The sequence below is a fragment of the Sphingobacterium sp. Ag1 genome, from assembly GCF_000988325.1.
Lineage (GTDB): Bacteria > Bacteroidota > Bacteroidia > Sphingobacteriales > Sphingobacteriaceae > Sphingobacterium.
This window is the reverse complement of sequence record NZ_LBGU01000030.1, coordinates 97,909-115,139: the sequence shown is the minus strand read 5'-3', so window position 1 is coordinate 115,139 and position 17,231 is coordinate 97,909. Positions and strand designations below refer to the sequence as shown.

Genomic DNA, 17,231 nt, shown 5'->3' with positions numbered 1-17,231 from the left:
GTAGTATGAATAGAAGAGAAGCATTACAACGGGTTGCCTTAATTTTAGGAGGTACCGTTATCGGCGCTAATTTATTTTTGGAGGGTTGTACGCGCTCAGCAACAAAAGATGTGCAAGCATTATTTGAAGCGAAGACAACTGACTTATTAGGTGACTTGGCTGAGGCAATCTTACCAGCTACCGCAACTCCGGGTGCGAAAGAAGCAGGGGTAGGAAGTTTTATTCCGGTCATGGTTCGTGACTGTTATACAGAAAAGCAACAAAAAGCATTTTTAACTGGTTTTGCGAGCTTAGATGATAAGGCAAAAGAGGTGAAAGGCAAGCCATTCCTGGAGCTTTCTGCGGCAGACAGAACAGCTGTTGCGGCTGCTTTGGACAAAGAAGCCAACGAGTTTAATAAAAAACAGGCTGAAGATCAAAAAGATATCATTGAGAAGAATAAGGAGAAACAAAATCAATTGTACAATTACGTTGAGAACGATCCACCACACTGGTTCACGATGTTCAAACAGTTAACATTGACTGGTTTCTTCAACTCCGAGCTGGGCTGTACAAAAGCGCTACGTTTTGTAAAGATCCCCGGAAAATTTGATGGTAACCTTCCTTACAAAAAAGGCGATAAAGCATTTGCATAAACGATGCACTATGTAAAATAAAAAGGGAGGCCCGTAGCCTCCCTTTTTTTATTGTTTCGCGTTTTATCTTGTTTTGCGTTCTTATCTTGTTTCCCCTTTTTATTTTGTTTCTATGGCTAGCGCAAAATGAATACGCTGCTGTTTGGTCACTGTCATAAAGTAACCCTGATCAGTTGCATCGCCATTAATTTCTACGGTATCATTATAGCGTAATTCACGCAGGTAATTCATCTCTAGGGATTTGATCTGATTGGTCAAGACGAGTTCAATGGGCAACCTGTCCATACACCAGTCCAGGTATTTTACATTGTTGGCGTGATTGACAATATCCAAGTCAGAAAGCTTAACGCTATATTCATCGCTGTTTTTGACAGTCTGGGAAATATCCAGTTTTGAAAAGGGCTGTTGTGTTGCCGGGCGATCGGGATAGGTGGTAAAATCCTTGGTGGAAATTGCGAGTGTTTCAGAGCTCCGCTTCACGGTATTGATCACAGCCCAATAACTGGTTGCCGTAACATACATTTGTCCATTGACTGTAATTTCGAAATTCCGCGTTGAGCGCGCGCCTTCCAATTCCTGAACCCAAGTTTTAACCTTGACAAGATCCATCCATTTGGGCAGTCGTGCAATCTCTATGCGTATGCGGCTAAGTACCCAAGTTTGATTATGTTTGGCCATTTCTTTAAAACCGAAACCAGCAATATTGGCATGTTCTCCCGCGGTAAGCTGCAGGATATTGGATAAATCAGAGAAACGAATGCGGCCGTTAGAATAGCATTGCGTGAAATAGATTTCCCACTCTTTTTCAAAAATAGATTTTTCCATTTACATATTGTTTTGAGCAAAAATAGGCAATATGAATGATTTGGGTTATAAATTCAAAATGAAATGACACTATATTCAGATATCTCGTTATAAATGCCTGTTTGGCTCGCAGACGGTCTCTAAGCGGAGCAGTGTGTCTAAAGTACAATCGTTTTTTTATTGTAAAATAAATGATAGTTTTCAAGGATTTAATTGATTTTTATCATGGGAATCGGTAGATTTAAATAAGCCAATGGCAGAAAGAAATAAAATAAGATTGGCTTTAAAGCGTTATAAGAGTAGCATAGCGCAAAACAATAATTTACACATTAAATGCTAGTATTATGGTTGGAGAACTAATAGCTAAAGAGGAAATTCCTCAATTTAAATTTATCCCGGCGAGTGAAGATAAGACAGCGACTTTTATGGATAAATTGAAGGGGGCACTTCGGTTGGGAAATGAGTTTAAATCCAAAACTGAAATCGCCTTTGAGACTGATTCCGGACCAAAGCGTATCGAGACCACTGTGTGGTCGCTAACCGATAGATATATTCAGATTAAAAGTGGCGTTTTAATACCGCTGAAATCTATTATAGCAATTGACTATTAAATAGACAAACGAAAGGCTCCTCATTTAGTTAAGGAGCCTTTCGCTTTTTAAGAATAGATGCTGATGAAAAGCGCTTCAAAATCCTGTTCCTTCATGAAGAGGACCTCATGCTGAAAGAAAATTCTAATATGTTTCGCCTGTTAATTCTTTTAGGCGTATTTCGGATACCTTCGCGTCATATTGTGCAGTATAGCTCCGAGTCATTACATTGATGTAGTTTAGCTGCGCTGTTCTTACTTCCAAGGTTGTGATGGTACCGATACGGAATTTATCCATGGTGATATTTAAATTTTCTTTTGCCAGCTCCTCATTTTTCCGTTCTACATGAGCCAGTTCCATATTGGTGATGTAGGTTTGGAACAGCGTTCTGACCTGTGCCTGAATATCTTGTTTCTGTTGCTGTATCTGTAGCTCAGAACCCTTAATCTGAAATTTGGCAATCCGTTCGTTTCTATTTTGCAGAAATCCATTGAAAATATTAAGGGAAGCCGATACACCGTAGGTAAGACCTCTATTTTTGTTTTCTGTCGAGAAACCGAGGGAGGAGTGGGATTCGTTCCAGTTGTAACCACTGTTTAATCCAATTTTGGGATAACGTTCGGCCTTAACTGCTTTTAAGTTGAGTTCGGCCACCCGATTGTTGATGATGGCAAGCTGAATTTGTGGATTTTGTCGATCGGCAATTTCGATCAGATTACCAAGTTTAAGATCCGTATCAAGTTTCATCTCATCTTCAACCTGAAAATCCAGGCTCAAGTCGCGTGTCATCAGCTGATTGAGGTAAGTCTTGGTATTTTTGAAGCTTTCCTGCTGTCTGAGTAAGTTTGTCTGATCGGTATTTAAATCGACTTTCGCATTCAGGAGATCCAGCTTGGAGCCTTTTCAGATCTCCAGGCGATTTTCGGCCAGCGTGACGCGGTATCTCGATAGGGCGATGGTGGTATCCAGCGCATTTATCAGGCGCTTTTGCTGCACCAGATTGTAGTAGGTTGCCATGACTTCGCTGAGCTGGGTGATCACTTGATATTTGATCTCCGCTTCCCCTTGGCGTTGTATTTCTTTGAAGCGATCGCGACGGGCAAACATACCCAATCCATCGAATATCGTCCAGTTTAGGTTGACCCCGTAAGACATGTTGTCGTTTTTTGCATTGGAGATCTGCTGTATTTGACCATCTGCTCTGACCTGTCTGGAATTCTGGATGGAGTTGCTTCTATTGAACGTTCCAGTTACTGCTGGGAGCATACCCGCGCTTCCTAAACTGGTATTCTCCACATCAATGTTATTGTCATTTCTAGCCAGGAGAATGTTGAAGTTATTGCTCAGCGTAGTTTTCAGTGCATCTTCCAAAGTCAGTACTTCTTGCGCACGTGTTTGAAACATGATGGAGTAAAGTAATACTAGTAGGATGAAATTTCTCTTCATGTCTTTATTATTCGTAGCTTTTAATGTTATCAAATTCAGGTCTATGCTTTTTTTGTCTTGACCACATGTAATAGATCGCCGGGATAATGAACAAGGTTAAGATAAGGGAGAATATTGTACCACCAACGATCACAACTCCCATACCAATTCTGCTCGTTGAGGCAGCTCCAAGTGACATGGCAATCGGTAATGCGCCCAAGGCAATGGCCAAACTTGTCATTAAGATCGGTCTGAGGCGTGATTCGGCAGAGTGCATGATTGCCTCAAATTTTTCCATGCCTTCTTCACGCATTTGATTGGCAAACTCAACAATCAGGATACCATTTTTGGTCACTAGACCGATAAGCATAATTGTTCCAATTTGACTGAATATATTCCAGGTTTGATCAAATAGCCATAGACTTATTAGTGCACCGGCAACGGCCATAGGCACCGTAAGGATAATGATAAATGGGTCGAGGAAGCTTTCAAATTGGGCCGCCAAGATCAGGTAAATAAGCAATAAAGCAAGGCCAAAAGCAAATAAGGTATTGGAGCTACTTTCAACGAAGTCACGTGATTCACCACTAAGGTCGGTGGTGAAGCTCTGGTCGAGCACCTTTTCTCTTATGCGATCCATTGCTGCAATTCCGTCGCTCATGCTCATGCCTGGTGCCAAGCCAGCTGAAACTGTAGCCGACATATACCGGTTATTGTGGTAGAGTTGGGGGGGACTGCTTTCTTCCCTGACGCTTACGACGTTATCTAACTGGATAAGCTGTCCGAGGTTATTACGCACGTAAATTGAAGCGAGGTCTGTCGGTGTAGCTCTACGGTCATTTTCAACTTGGCCTATGACCTGATATTGTTTGCCATCACGCATAAAATAGGCGAAACGTTGGCCGCTTAACAACAATTGGAGTGACTGTGAAACGTCAAGTACCGAAACACCCAGACTAAGTGCTTTCAGACGATCAATTTCGACATGCAGTTCGGGTTTGTTAAACTTCAGGTTGATATCCGTTGTCGAGAATGCTGGATCGCTGTTGACCTCATTCATAAATTCGGGAATCTTTTCCTGAAGTTTTTCAAAATTCTGTGCTTGGATAATGTACTGAACTGGTAGTCCACCTCTTCGATTCATGGATATCGTTGGCGTTTGCGAAACATTTACGCGTACGGCATCGTATTGTTTTGTCCATTTAGTGAGCTCTTTGGCAATATCATCCTGTGATTTTTTGCGCTCACCAGGATCAACCAAAGTCATCCGTATACGTCCGGAGTTGACTGAGCTCGCGCCGAAACCCGGAGAGGTAATGTTTAAACTGATTTTATTTTCGGGAATGGAGTCGTAGACCAATTTGTCCAATTCCTGCATGTAGCGATCCATGTATTCATAGGTGGCACCTTCAGGACCTGTTACATTGACGGAGATGTTACTTCTGTCATCATAAGGCGCTGTTTCCTTTTTAATGGAGGAGAAAAGGATACCAATAATGATAAAACATAGGATCAGAATTGGAAAGCTGATCCATTTGAATTTCATGAATTTTTCCAGTGCCTTGGCATAACCTTTATTCATTTTGACAAACATGGGTTCTGTCCAATCGTAAAACTTCGTCTTTTTGTGACCACCACCTTTGATCAGATAGGCATTGAGCATCGGTGTAAGGGTGAGGGAAACAAATGCCGAAACCAATACGGCCGAGGCGATGACGACACCAAATTCCCGGAACAGCCTTCCCACAAAGCCCTGAAGAAATATCACCGGTAAAAATACCGCTGCAAGTGTAATTGAAATGGAAATAACAGCGAAGAATATTTCCTTAGACCCTTTTAGCGCGGCTTCAATTGGAGACATTCCTTCTTCAACTTTCTTGAAGATATTTTCGGTAACAACGATACCGTCGTCGACGACAAGCCCTGTCGCGAGTACAATAGCGAGCAGCGTCAGTACATTGATGGAAAAACCAAAAATATACATAATAAAGAATGTCGCAATCAAGGACACCGGAATATCCAACAACGGACGTAAAGCTATGCCCCAGTCGCGAAAGAAAAAATAAATAATCAGGGTGACCAGTATGATCGAAATCAGGAGTGTCTCGGCGACTTCTTCAACAGATTTTTTGATGAATGTCGTATTATCAGAAGCGATGTTGAGTATAATATCCTGCGGCAGATCTTCTTTGATCTGATCGAGCATTTTATAAAAATTGTTGGCAATATCGAGGTAATTTGTTCCCGGTTGCGGAATAATGGCAATACCGACCAGCTGTTTACCATTACTCACCATTTTTGTTTCGAGATTCTCAGCGTCTATTTCGGCCCGGCCAATATCGATAAACTTGACAATACGGCTGCTATCGGCTTTTAGAATGATGTTGTTGAATTGCTCGGGGGTAGAGAGGTTGCCGACGGTTTTTACGGTGAGTTCGGTTGTGTTTCCGACAATTTTCCCCGAAGGTAATTCAACATTCTGGCTATTTAATGCCGTACGAATATCCGAAGCAGTGATACCATAGGCAGCCATACGGTCGGGATTGAGCCATAGCCGCATGGCGTAACGTTTTTGGCCATAGATCTGTGTGCTGCTGACGCCGGGGATGGTTTGTAACCTTTCAGAAATCACATTTTCGGCGTAGTCGCTCAGCGAAAGTTTGTCGCGTGTCTCACTTTGCAATGTCAACGTAATAATGGGATCGGAGTCCGCATCGGCTTTGGATACCACCGGTGGAGCATCAATATCCTGAGGTAGGCTTCGGACGGCTTGAGATACTTTATCCCGGACATCATTTGCGGCTTCCTCCAGGTTCTTTTTTAAATCAAACTCGATGGTAATATTGCTGGATCCCTGATTACTTGAAGAAGAGATGTTACGAATACCATCGATCGAGTTTATGGCCTTTTCTAGTGGCTCGGTAATCTGTGATTCAATGATATCAGGATTGGCACCGGCATAATTTGTTCTGACAGAAACAATAGCGGGGTCAATAGAGGGGTATTCGCGTACACCCAGAAAACTAAAACCAATATAGCCAAACAAGATGATGGTAATATTGACGACAATAGTTAAAACAGGGCGTTTAATAAAAACTGCAGATAAATTCATGTACAACTAGTTAGCTAATGATACCTTAACTTTTACTCCATCTTTTAAAGACAGAACGCCCGTGGTTAAAACGGTGTCACCGGCACTGATTCCAGATAGGATGACGATGTCTTTGTCGGTACGTGCACCTGTTTCGACCTTCACTTCCTTGGCAAGGCCATGCTGTAGTACGAAAACCTTTTTACCGTCCTGTACGGGAACAATAGCTTCTGTAGGAATGGATATCGCATCGTTTTCCACTTCGATCGGCACGATAACATTGACAAAAGATCCGACTTTCAATTTACCCTGATCGTTTGCTGCTCTGGCGCGGACGGTGAGGGTTCTGGTGTTAAGTGATACTTGCGGTTCGATAGCGTAAACGTTCGCTTTAATGACGGTTGGCTCATTGGCTACACTGAACTCAATGGGCATATTTATCTTAACAATATTGCTGTATTTTTCGGGTACTGCAAAAGTAACTTTGACAAGATTGTCCTTCACTAAATTTGTAATCAGGGTGCTGGATGAGACAATGGCACCTACGGAAATATTCCGAAGTCCAATCATACCGCTAAAAGGAGCACGGATGGTTGTTTTGGATATCTGCGCCTGAATCAACTGGATCTGTGCTAAGGAAGTTTTTAAAGCTGCACTGGCAATATCAAACTCTTCCTGACTGATTGCTCCTTTCTGCAACAGCAGTTTGGCCCGGCGTTCATTTTCGGCATTCAGCTGATTTGTTGTTTGCGCTTGTCTTAATTGTGCCTGAAGTTCAATATCATCGATCTTGATCAAGGGCTCGCCCTTTTTGATGCGCTGTCCTTCGGAGAAATAGATTTTGGTGATTCGACCACTTACTTCACTTCTGATTTCAACCTGCTCTTCTGCGTCAATGCTTCCCGAGAGATTAATGGATCTATCGGCGACTGAAGATTTGGCAATGATAGCCTGTGCCGGGACGGGCATATCTTTTTTTCCATTGGGCTTATCAGCTTCTTTTTTGTCTTTTTTAGCAGTTATCAGAAAGTATCCACCTCCAAATACAGCACAAGCCAAAAGGAGGTAAATGATCGATTTTTTATTCATACGATATAGTCTCTTATGTACTTTTTACATTTAACGGGTAAATATAGGTTTATTATTATGCTGATATCAGTTGTCAAAAGGATTTTACAATACATGAAAACTTTACCAATGGACAGCGAAATGGGCGAGCGCGAATGGTTGGAAATAAAAAAAGCTAGAAATAACTTTCTAGCTTCCTGTTTACTATTTCTTTGATTTTGCTTTTGGTTGGACTTCTTTTGGAGCCTCTTGTTTTACTTCCGCCTTGATTGCAGTTTTCGATACATGTGGTCTTCTTTTTCCAAAAGAACCATTCGATATTTTTCCTCTTCTGGTCTTGATGTCACCTTTTCCCATAGTGTGAAATATTTTGGTTTTAACAAATTTTATTAATTACCTAAATATACCACATTCTTTTTGGATATTCAATTTGTTCATTTTTAAATGATTGGAAAAATACGTTTTTGAGTAACTATATTGAAATTTTGGGCGATGGTGTCGAAAAACAAATTGTTGGCAGGCTTGTTTTCCGCGACTAAATAGGGAATTTCCAATATTTTATTTTTTAACTTGATACGGTAGTAGCCGTATAATAAACCTTTGGTCGTTTGAATAGATTCGATTTTCTGAACGGCTTCTATGTCCTTAAACATGTTAAAAGTATAGTTTTCTCCTTTGAGCTGTTCAATAAAAACTTCATTGGTTTTGGCATTGTACCAGATTTGCTGGCTTTTGAGCTTGCTAAAGTGGTTGTTGAACAGAAAAAGATAACCTAGCAGGAAAAAGGCTATCGGAAGCAGGAACAGGACAATTTTTATCTTCATGAACAGCAGGACGGTGATCAAAATGAGGACAACCCCCATCATGGCATTGGAAACGCTCTTCTTTAGATTTGCCTGGATGACCGGAGATGAAGCTTCAATCAACTGAAAACCTGATTTTAAATTTCTGGACATATCCTCGGTAAACCCAAATAGACTGAATTTTTTGCGTATCATCAGATAAGCAATAAGAATAATAAGTCCAATGATCAAAAACCGCATATTTTTTTAGTATTGTTCGTCTTCGTTCGGGTACTGTACCGCTTTTACTTCGGCCACATAATGAGCTACTGCAGTTGTGATCTGTTCGTGCAAATTAGCGAAATGACGCATAAATTTTGGTTTGAAATCAGCATTCATACCCAGCATATCGTTAATTACAAGAACTTGTCCATCGCAATCCGGTCCAGCCCCAATACCAACTGTTGGAATCACCAGTTTTTCGGTAACTGTTTTGGCTAATTTTGCAGGTATCTTTTCCAAAACAATGGCGAAGCAGCCCGCCTCTTGTAAAGCGAGTGCATCTTCTATTAATTTTGCGGCTTCTTGTTCTTCTTTTGCCCGCACACCAAAATTTCCAAATTTATTGATGGATTGGGGAGTCAAGCCCAGGTGTCCACATACGGGGATGCCTCCGGCAATGATTTTTTTGATATTTTCGATGATTTCTAAACCACCTTCCAGTTTCAGTGCGTGCGCACCTGATTCTTTCATCATGCGTACGGCGGCATTGTAAGCCTCATTGGCGGAACCCTGATAGGATCCAAATGGCAAATCTGCCAACACCATGGCGCGTTGGGTACCTCTAGCGACGGCAGCGGCATGGTAGATCATATTATCTAGGGTGATAGGCAAGGTAGTTTCGTAGCCAGCGAATACGTTAGCAGCAGAATCTCCAATTAAAATAACGTCAACACCGGCTTGATCGACCATTTTGGCCATGGAGTAATCATAGCTTGTAAGCATAGAAATCTTTTCCTGACGTTCTTTCATGGCTTGCAGCATTGCTGTGCTTACTCGTTTCATTTCTTTGTTTACAGACATCTTAACTTATATTGTGTGTTCAAAAGTAAGCTTTTTATCATACATTGAGCAATATTCTGCCTTGTGTTTTGTATTTTTGCAGAATGATACAAAATGAGACTCGTCTATTTAAATTCCCCAAATTTTCAGAATTAATCATCCATGAGGATGAAAATTTGATCGTTATCAATAAACCACCGTTTGTCGCTTCGTTAGATGAACGTGAGGGAGGGGAGGTCAATATTCTTCGTTTGGCGAAGAAATATCATCCTGATGCACAGGTGTGCCACCGCCTGGATAAAGAGACCTCGGGTATTTTACTAATTGCAAAAAATCCAGAAACATACCGTACAATCTCCATAGCATTTGAAAAAAGAAAAGTGAATAAGATTTATCATGCGGTCATAGGAGGTACACATACTTTTCAGGACTTGCTTGTCGATTTACCTATCTTGAATCAGGGCAATAAAAACGTATCTATTGACCGTGCAAACGGTAAACCGGCCGAGACCATCTTCAATTCGATCAAATACTATAAGAATTATACTTTGGTGGAATGTAAACCTATTACAGGACGTATGCACCAAATTCGTATTCACCTCGCCACACAACATGCTGCTATCGTAGGGGATGACATGTATCGCGGTAAACCTGTGTATTTGTCCCAAATTAAGAAAAGGGGATATACATTGTCCAAAGATGAAGAGGAGCAGCCTATTATGAAGCGTTTTGCACTCCATTCAAAACAGGTTGAATTTGAGTTGAATGGAGTTAAGATGGCTTTTGAGGCACCATATCCAAAGGATTTTGCGACCTTATTGAAGCTGTTGGATAAGTTCGATGCTTAATACCTGGATAGCCTAATGAGTCCAAAGACAAGAAACATCATCGGAAACGGTGTATTTGTACTGCTCATCGGTTTGTTGATCTGGCCAACAAGTAGAAGTTATTTTCAGCAATTTTTAATGAAATTGGGTTTTTTCAACCCTAAACTGGAGCTTGTTTCAGCTACTAAAGAATCCGACAGGCGGGCTCCAGAGGCTTCATTCAATCATGTCTCCTTTGTCAATTCGCGGGGAGAAACAATCAACGTGGCGGATCTGAAGGGAAAAGTTGTCTTTATTAACTTTTGGGCAACCTGGTGTGCTCCCTGTCGTGCCGAAATGCCTTCGATCAATGTACTCTATGAGCGGTATAAAGATGACCCAAATATGGTGTTTTTAATTGTGGAGATTGAAGGCGACAGGGCTAAGGCTGAGGCTTTCATGAAAGAACAGCAGTTGACCCTGCCAATTAGTTTTCCAAATAGCGATATTCCAAAAGAATGGCTCTCGGGACCGATTCCATCAACGGTGATATTGGACAAAGCGGGTAAGATCGCGACACGGCATGAAGGTATGGCGGATTATTCAAGTCCGGATGTAGGCAAATTTATGCAAGATTTAATCAATAAATAATTTTTAAGATCTCTAAATATAGTATGACAAGAGCAGAACTTATTCATCAAATAAAAGCGAAACGCTCATTTCTATGTGTCGGACTCGATACAGACCTCACCAAAATCCCGGAGCATCTTTTAGATGATGAGGATCCGATCTATAGCTTTAATAAGGCTATCATAGATGCAACAGCTGATTTATGTGTTGCCTATAAGCCTAATATTGCGTTTTATGAATGTTATGGCATGAAAGGCTGGCAGTCGCTTCAAAAAACCTGGGCAGCTTTACCGAAGGATTGTTTCAGTATTGCTGATGCAAAAAGGGGCGATATCGGTAATACGTCGGGACGTTATGCGATGGCATTTTTTGATGAAAAGACGTCTGGTCTTGGATTTGATAGTATTACTATCGCACCTTATATGGGGAAGGATTCGGTGACACCATTTTTGGATTTTAACGATAAATGGGCTATCGTACTTGCGTTAACATCGAATGAAGGTAGCCTGGACTTTCAAAATTTTGAAAACAAAGAAGGATTGCAATTGTTCGAACAGGTGATCGATAAAGTCAATACTTGGGGTACACCTGACAATTTGATGTATGTGGTCGGAGCAACACGTGGGGAGGGCTTTATTAAAATTAGAGAACATGCACCAGAACATTTTTTATTGGTTCCAGGCGTGGGGGCACAAGGTGGCTCGCTTGAAGATGTTTGTAAATTTGGTATGAACAAAGATTGCGGGCTTTTAGTAAACAGCACAAGGGGAATCATCTATGCCTCAAACGGACGTGATTTCGCTGAAAGGGCACGGGAGGAAGCGCTGATTCTACAGAAAGAAATGGAAGTAGAACTGTTAAAAGCAGGCATTATTTCCTGATTTGACATTTAATAATTCATTCGTAATACTTACCTTTGCAGCATGCCAGAAAAAATTATAATTCTAGACTTCGGGTCTCAATACACACAGTTAATCGCTAGACGTGTCAGAGAACTAAATGTGTATTGTGAGATACACCCGTTCAATAAATTGCCAGATTTTGACGATACCGTAAAAGGTGTTATCTTTTCGGGAAGTCCTTATTCTGTTAGACAAGAAGATGCACCGCAAATTGATTTTGTCGCTATTCAGGATCGTTTCCCACTTTTAGGAGTTTGTTACGGAGCGCAATACATTGCTCAAAAATCAGGAGGTGAAGTGTTGCCATCTGAAATTCGTGAATATGGTCGTGCAAATCTGCAGTTTGTCAATAGCGAGAATGAATTATTGGCAGGAGTACCCATTCAATCGCAGGTATGGATGTCACATGGAGACACCATCAAAGAAGTTCCTGCAAATTTTGATATTATTGCAAGTACGGATAAAGTGCGCGTTGCAGCTTATCAAGTAAAAGGCACCCGTACCTATGGTATACAATTCCATCCGGAAGTAACACACAGTACAGATGGTGCTATCTTATTAAAAAACTTCGTTGTAAACATTTGTGGTTGTGCACAGGATTGGACACCAGACGCATTTGTTGAAACAACAGTATCCGCTTTGAAAGAACAATTGGGTGACGATCACGTTATTATGGCTTTGTCAGGGGGCGTAGATTCGACAGTAGCAGCGGTATTGTTGCACCAAGCAATTGGAAAAAATTTACATTGTATTTTCGTAGATCATGGTCTGCTTCGTAAAGATGAATACGAGCAGGTATTGGATTCTTACAAAAATATGGGGTTAAATATTAAAGGAATAAATGCCAAGGATTTATTTTATGGTAGATTAGCTGGGATCTCTGAACCAGAAGAGAAACGCAAAATCATTGGTAATTCATTTATTGATGTTTTTGATGAAGCTGCAAAAGAAATCCAAAAGGAATTACCTGAAGGAATTGAAGCGAAATGGTTGGGACAAGGCACAATTTACCCAGATATTATCGAGTCGGTTTCAGTGAAAGGACCTTCAGCAACAATCAAATCGCACCATAACGTTGGTGGTTTGCCGGATTTCATGAAATTGAAAGTTGTAGAACCACTTAAGACGTTGTTTAAAGATGAAGTAAGAAGAGTAGGAAAAGCATTAGAAGTGGATCAGGCAATTCTAGGCAGACATCCCTTCCCTGGACCAGGTTTGGCAATTCGTATTTTAGGTGATATTACGCCTGAGCGTGTACGTATTGTACAAGAGGCTGATGCGATCTTTATCAATAACCTGAAGGAAGCTGGCTGGTACGATAAAGTATGGCAAGCTGGTACAATTTTCTTGCCAGTGCGTTCCGTAGGCGTAATGGGTGACGAGCGTACTTACGAACATGTTGTTAGCTTACGTGCAGTTGGTTCTCTTGATGGAATGACTGCGGATTGGATACATTTACCATATGACCTGTTGGCAAAAATTTCAAATGAAATTATCAACCATGTGAAAGGAATAAACAGAGTTGTATATGATATCAGTTCAAAACCGCCCGCTACAATTGAGTGGGAATAAAATATGGGTTGCGGCACTTGTGGCGTTATGCCTTGCGAGTTGTACAACCAAAAGAAGCACAGTATTGCGTTCGCCTTCCTCCGGTCAAGGCGAACAGCAAACTGCTGTGACTAAACCAGCTGTTGACAAAGAAAAGACCATTGTCAAAGTGGGCGATGTGCAAAATGTCAATGGGCACGCCGTGAAAAATAATCGAATAGCCCTACTACTTCCGTTCGAGTTAAGTGGTATTGCAGGGACGATTACGAAAGAAGATGTGGAGCGTTCTTCCTTGGCACTTGATTTTTATCAGGGGTTTCAGTTGGGTCTTGACAAAATTGCCAAAGAGGGTGCTTTATTTGATTTACAAGTAATTGATTCTCGAGACAATGTTGCGTATAATGCGACTTTAGGGACTTCGGTCAATGTCAAAGATGCCGTACTTGTGGTCGGCCCGGTGTATCCACGTGAGATAAAAAGCTTTGGGCAAACATTTGCAAATAAGAATGTGCTGCAGGTTTCCCCTTTGGCGGCCACTATGGCTTCTGAATTTAGCTTACCTAATTTGGTTTCCATCACACCCTCTATTCGAACACATTCCGAAACATTGGCGAAATATGTTGCTGATCAATACTATACCGGTGATCAAATATTAGTATACGATGCCGGTGACGATGAAAGCAAACAGTTCCTAGTCAATTTTGTTAGCGAAATTTCAAAAGCCAATGCACAGGCAAAAGTGAAAACGGTTTATAATCTTGCGGAACTGGATAATAGTCTTGTCTTGACCGGTTCAAATCATATTGTAAGTGGTACAGCCAATAAGAATCTTGTGAAAGCTTTATTGGATAAGATGGACGAACGCTTTTTGAATCCAGGTAATCAATTTAAGTTGTATGGACATCCGAATATGGCTAAGCTTTCGTTTGAGAATTTCGAAAATATGGATTTTTATGGACTTACTGTTACGTCTTCCAACTTGGTGAATGAGAGCGATAGTGATACCCGTAAATTTATTGGAAATTATAAATCGGCTTATAAAGTGGACCCATCTGAGTTTTCCTATAAAGGATATGATGCGGCGTTGTATTTCGGTCGATTGATCCACAAATATGGCGTAGATTATGTTAGCCGGATGACGCAGGATAAGTTTTCGGGATTGAATAGCGATTATAAATTTGAGTTTTATCCAAAATGGGGCTATGCCAATAGAGCTTTGGGTATGATGGTTTATCACAACAAAAAATTTGAAAGAAAATAATCTTTGAATGGCTGAATTCAGTGAAAGACGTGTTCATCAGCAAATACGTAATTTTGAGCGGGCAATGGATGGTTTTGAAGCGGATCAACCCTTTTCGCGTTATTTGACTACTTTTTTTAAGCTGAATAAGCAAATGGGATCATCCGATCGCAAGGCTACTTCCCGTTTATGTTATAATTATTTTCGTCTGGGAACGGCAGCTTCACAGCTGTCACAACAGCGTAGATTGGTACTTGCAGAATTTCTATGTGAACAAGAAAGCCCTTTGGTAGCTCTTCTTGAGCCTTCGTATAGCGATAAGATCCAGCAACCACTGAAAGACAAAATTGCATTTCTGGAGTCAGAAGGTGTTTTTAAGCGGGAAGACCTCTTTCCATTTGCGGATCATATTTCTGATGAGATCGACATGGTACAATTTTTAGAGAGCCAGTTGATACAGCCTTATTTATATATTCGGGTGAAACGCGGAAAGACAAAAGTCGTGTGTGCTATTTTGGATAACAATCAGATTCCTTATTCCATGATTGGCGATCAGACTATTGCCTTGAATAATGGAACATCCTTGCAGCGATTTGATACGCTGGATGGAATGATAGAAGTGCAGGATCTTTCTTCACAGCGCACGTTGGATTATATGGATCCAGCTGAAAAGGAATCCTGGTGGGATGCGTGCGCAGCTTCAGGTGGAAAATCTCTCTTATTGATGGACGCTTGTCCGACTGTCAATCTTTTGGTATCCGATGTTCGTATGAGTATTCTCCGAAATCTCGATGAACGTTTTGACCGTGCCGGAATCAAGCATTACCGAAAAAAAATACTCGATCTTACTAAGGATACCTTTGCGCTTCTTGGGAGCGAAAGATTCGATGGGGTGTTATTGGATGCGCCTTGTACAGGATCGGGGACTTGGGGGCGTACACCAGAAATGATTAGACAGTTTCGGGCTGCTAAGATTGGCGAATTCAATGCACTACAAAAAAATATTACAAGTAATGTAGTAGGACATGTTAAAGTGGGCAAGCCTTTGATTTATATAACCTGCTCCATTTTTAAAGCGGAAAATGAAGATGTTGTCAATTACATTGTGGATAATTTTGGTTTTGAAATCGAACGCATGGACTATTTGAAAGGTTATGAAGAGAAAGCGGATAGTATGTTTGTGGCGCGATTGATTAAAAGGTAATTTTCAGAAGCAATAAAAGCAAAAGGCTATTTTTTCCAATGAAAAAATAGCCTTTTATATTTAGGGATCAATTAATATCAGTCACATTTACTGGGAATAACGAGCACAGGGCAAGTTGATTTGCGAATGACTGACTCGGATACGGAACCAGAAATGAAATGGTCAAAGCCAGTCCGTCCATTGGTCCCCATAATAATAAGATCGGCGGACCACTCATGGGATGCCGCCAGAATTTCTTCTTTAATGGATCCAATTCGATTAAAAAGATAAACTTCGCCTGCACCTGTAAACTCGCGGCTTATTTTCTCAAGATATTTTTGTGCATTATCCTGTTCCATTTCCGATACTTCCGGAACAATGATAGGTTGCTGACCTAATAGCGGATCCGCGCCAAAGTTGGCCGGAGAAGTAGGGGGAACAACAGTGACAAGCGCTATAGAGGCTCCAAATACTGCGGCCATTTCTTTGGCATATAGTATCGCCTTCTCTGAGCATGGTTCGTCGTCGACAGCGACGAGTATCCTTTTGAATTTTGAGTTTGTATTGTCCATTTCTACTATAATTAATTTATCTTCGTCATATAATATATAATCACATTTTTGACGATTTTGTTTTGTTTAGCACATGAAATATGGTATTTGTACACTAGCTCTCGTTCCGTTACGTTCAGAACAGGCACACCGCAGTGAAATGGTTTCTCAGGTATTGTTTGGGGAACTTTTTGAGATCCTTGATGAACAGGCCGATTGGACATCAATACGTCTATTGAAAACCGGCTATTTGGGTTGGATTCAAAACGGACAGTTTCAGGAACTAAACGACTTGGATAGGCAACATTATCTGAGTGGAAAACCTACTATCGTTGGACGGGAGGGTGGAGTTCTTTTTACCGATACGACACAATTTCAGCTCTGCCATGGTACCAAGCTTTATCTAAATACAGAGAATACCGTCAATTTATCGCCATTGACATTAACCTATCAAGGTAGTATCAATACCTTTACCAGAGAGCAATTTGAAACTGAGGTGGTGCGATTGGCCTTAAGCTATAAGGACGTTCCTTATCTATGGGGTGGGCGTTCACAATGGGGGATTGATTGCTCCGGTTTCTCCCAATTGATTTATAGTTGCTTTGACCTTCCCTTACCTCGCGACGCTTACCAGCAGGCGGAGATGGGGCAGACAGTGGATTTTGTTTCGGAAATACGGGTAGGGGATTTGGCTTTTTTCGATAACGCCGAAGGAAGGATTACCCATGTAGGGATTATGCTGGATCGCGATACGATTATCCACGCTTCAGCGAAAGTGCGTGTCGATCGGATGGATACGGAAGGTATTTTTAATGCTGAACAGAACCGTTACACACACAAACTCCGGATTGTTAAACGGTATTATTGATAACAATTGACAGAAAAAAAAAGGCTATAAGTAATTATAGCCT

18 protein-coding genes are annotated in these 17,231 nt (G+C 41.1%); 9 read left to right on the top strand and 9 right to left on the bottom strand.

What is annotated here, in order from left to right; genetic code table 11:
* Positions 1–5 precede the first annotated feature (5 nt).
* Positions 6–635, top strand: a complete 630-nt coding sequence (locus AAW12_RS07095; RefSeq protein WP_046672910.1) for a gluconate 2-dehydrogenase subunit 3 family protein — start codon at positions 6–8, stop codon at positions 633–635.
* 99 nt (positions 636–734) lie between these two features.
* Here AAW12_RS07095 and AAW12_RS07090 read toward each other — a convergent pair whose 3' ends face one another.
* The gene (locus AAW12_RS07090) at positions 735–1,460 is read right to left on the bottom strand and encodes an acyl-[acyl-carrier-protein] thioesterase (RefSeq protein ID WP_046672909.1); all 726 of its coding nucleotides are present in this window, start codon (positions 1,458–1,460) and stop codon (positions 735–737) included.
* Positions 1,461–1,783: 323 nt separating this feature from the next.
* Here AAW12_RS07090 and AAW12_RS07085 point away from each other — a divergent pair, with 323 nt between their 5' ends.
* Positions 1,784–2,050, top strand: coding sequence for a hypothetical protein (locus AAW12_RS07085; protein WP_172462508.1), 267 nt, complete (start codon positions 1,784–1,786; stop codon positions 2,048–2,050).
* A gap of 123 nt (positions 2,051–2,173) precedes the next feature.
* Here AAW12_RS07085 and AAW12_RS26640 read toward each other — a convergent pair whose 3' ends face one another.
* The 7 genes from AAW12_RS26640 to panB all read right to left on the bottom strand — a co-directional run bounded on the left by AAW12_RS26640 (position 2,174) and on the right by panB (position 9,478).
* On the bottom strand, positions 2,174–2,818 hold the full coding sequence (locus AAW12_RS26640) for a TolC family protein (RefSeq protein ID WP_231585223.1): 645 nt from the start codon (positions 2,816–2,818) through the stop codon (positions 2,174–2,176).
* A 114-nt stretch (positions 2,819–2,932) separates the two neighbouring features.
* A complete protein-coding gene (locus AAW12_RS26635; protein WP_231585222.1) occupies positions 2,933–3,475 on the bottom strand; it encodes a TolC family protein in 543 nt (180 codons plus the stop codon).
* Positions 3,476–3,482: 7 nt separating this feature from the next.
* Positions 3,483–6,566, bottom strand: coding sequence for an efflux RND transporter permease subunit (locus AAW12_RS07075; protein WP_046672907.1), 3,084 nt, complete (start codon positions 6,564–6,566; stop codon positions 3,483–3,485).
* Between the two features lie 6 nt (positions 6,567–6,572).
* Positions 6,573–7,634, bottom strand: a complete 1,062-nt coding sequence (locus tag AAW12_RS07070) for an efflux RND transporter periplasmic adaptor subunit (protein ID WP_046672906.1) — start codon at positions 7,632–7,634, stop codon at positions 6,573–6,575.
* A gap of 183 nt (positions 7,635–7,817) precedes the next feature.
* A complete protein-coding gene (locus tag AAW12_RS26035; protein WP_070561129.1) occupies positions 7,818–7,970 on the bottom strand; it encodes a 30S ribosomal protein THX in 153 nt (50 codons plus the stop codon).
* A gap of 83 nt (positions 7,971–8,053) precedes the next feature.
* Positions 8,054–8,656 (bottom strand): hypothetical protein, encoded by a 603-nt coding sequence (locus AAW12_RS07060; protein WP_156167572.1) that lies wholly within the window; start codon positions 8,654–8,656, stop codon positions 8,054–8,056.
* A gap of 6 nt (positions 8,657–8,662) precedes the next feature.
* Positions 8,663–9,478 carry a 3-methyl-2-oxobutanoate hydroxymethyltransferase gene (gene panB, locus AAW12_RS07055; RefSeq protein ID WP_046672903.1) on the bottom strand — a complete coding sequence of 272 codons (816 nt, stop codon included), beginning with the start codon at positions 9,476–9,478 and terminating at the stop codon, positions 8,663–8,665.
* Positions 9,479–9,561: 83 nt separating this feature from the next.
* Here panB and AAW12_RS07050 point away from each other — a divergent pair, with 83 nt between their 5' ends.
* The 6 genes from AAW12_RS07050 to AAW12_RS07025 are packed head-to-tail and all read left to right on the top strand — an operon-like array spanning position 9,562 to position 15,790.
* The gene (locus AAW12_RS07050) at positions 9,562–10,305 is read left to right on the top strand and encodes an RluA family pseudouridine synthase (RefSeq protein WP_046672902.1); all 744 of its coding nucleotides are present in this window, start codon (positions 9,562–9,564) and stop codon (positions 10,303–10,305) included.
* Positions 10,306–10,320: 15 nt separating this feature from the next.
* Positions 10,321–10,914: a TlpA family protein disulfide reductase gene (locus AAW12_RS07045; RefSeq protein ID WP_046672901.1), complete on the top strand. Its 594-nt coding sequence runs from the start codon at positions 10,321–10,323 to the stop codon at positions 10,912–10,914.
* Between the two features lie 23 nt (positions 10,915–10,937).
* Positions 10,938–11,774, top strand: a complete 837-nt coding sequence (gene pyrF, locus AAW12_RS07040) for an orotidine-5'-phosphate decarboxylase (RefSeq protein WP_046672900.1) — start codon at positions 10,938–10,940, stop codon at positions 11,772–11,774.
* Positions 11,775–11,816: 42 nt separating this feature from the next.
* Positions 11,817–13,367, top strand: coding sequence for a glutamine-hydrolyzing GMP synthase (gene guaA, locus AAW12_RS07035; protein WP_046672899.1), 1,551 nt, complete (start codon positions 11,817–11,819; stop codon positions 13,365–13,367).
* Positions 13,324–14,607, top strand: a complete 1,284-nt coding sequence (locus AAW12_RS07030; protein WP_053003558.1) for an ABC transporter substrate-binding protein — start codon at positions 13,324–13,326, stop codon at positions 14,605–14,607. The genes guaA and AAW12_RS07030 overlap by 44 nt, the downstream gene beginning before the upstream one ends.
* Positions 14,608–14,614: 7 nt before the next feature.
* On the top strand, positions 14,615–15,790 hold the full coding sequence (locus AAW12_RS07025; RefSeq protein ID WP_046672898.1) for an RsmB/NOP family class I SAM-dependent RNA methyltransferase: 1,176 nt from the start codon (positions 14,615–14,617) through the stop codon (positions 15,788–15,790).
* Positions 15,791–15,867: 77 nt separating this feature from the next.
* On the opposite strand, the gene AAW12_RS07020 is transcribed toward AAW12_RS07025, so the two are convergent.
* Entirely contained in the window at positions 15,868–16,341 is a 474-nt protein-coding gene (locus AAW12_RS07020; protein WP_046672897.1) for a universal stress protein, read from the bottom strand.
* A gap of 73 nt (positions 16,342–16,414) precedes the next feature.
* On the opposite strand from AAW12_RS07020, the gene AAW12_RS07015 reads away from it, so the two are divergent.
* Entirely contained in the window at positions 16,415–17,188 is a 774-nt protein-coding gene (locus AAW12_RS07015) for a C40 family peptidase (RefSeq protein ID WP_046672896.1), read from the top strand.
* Positions 17,189–17,231 lie beyond the last annotated feature (43 nt).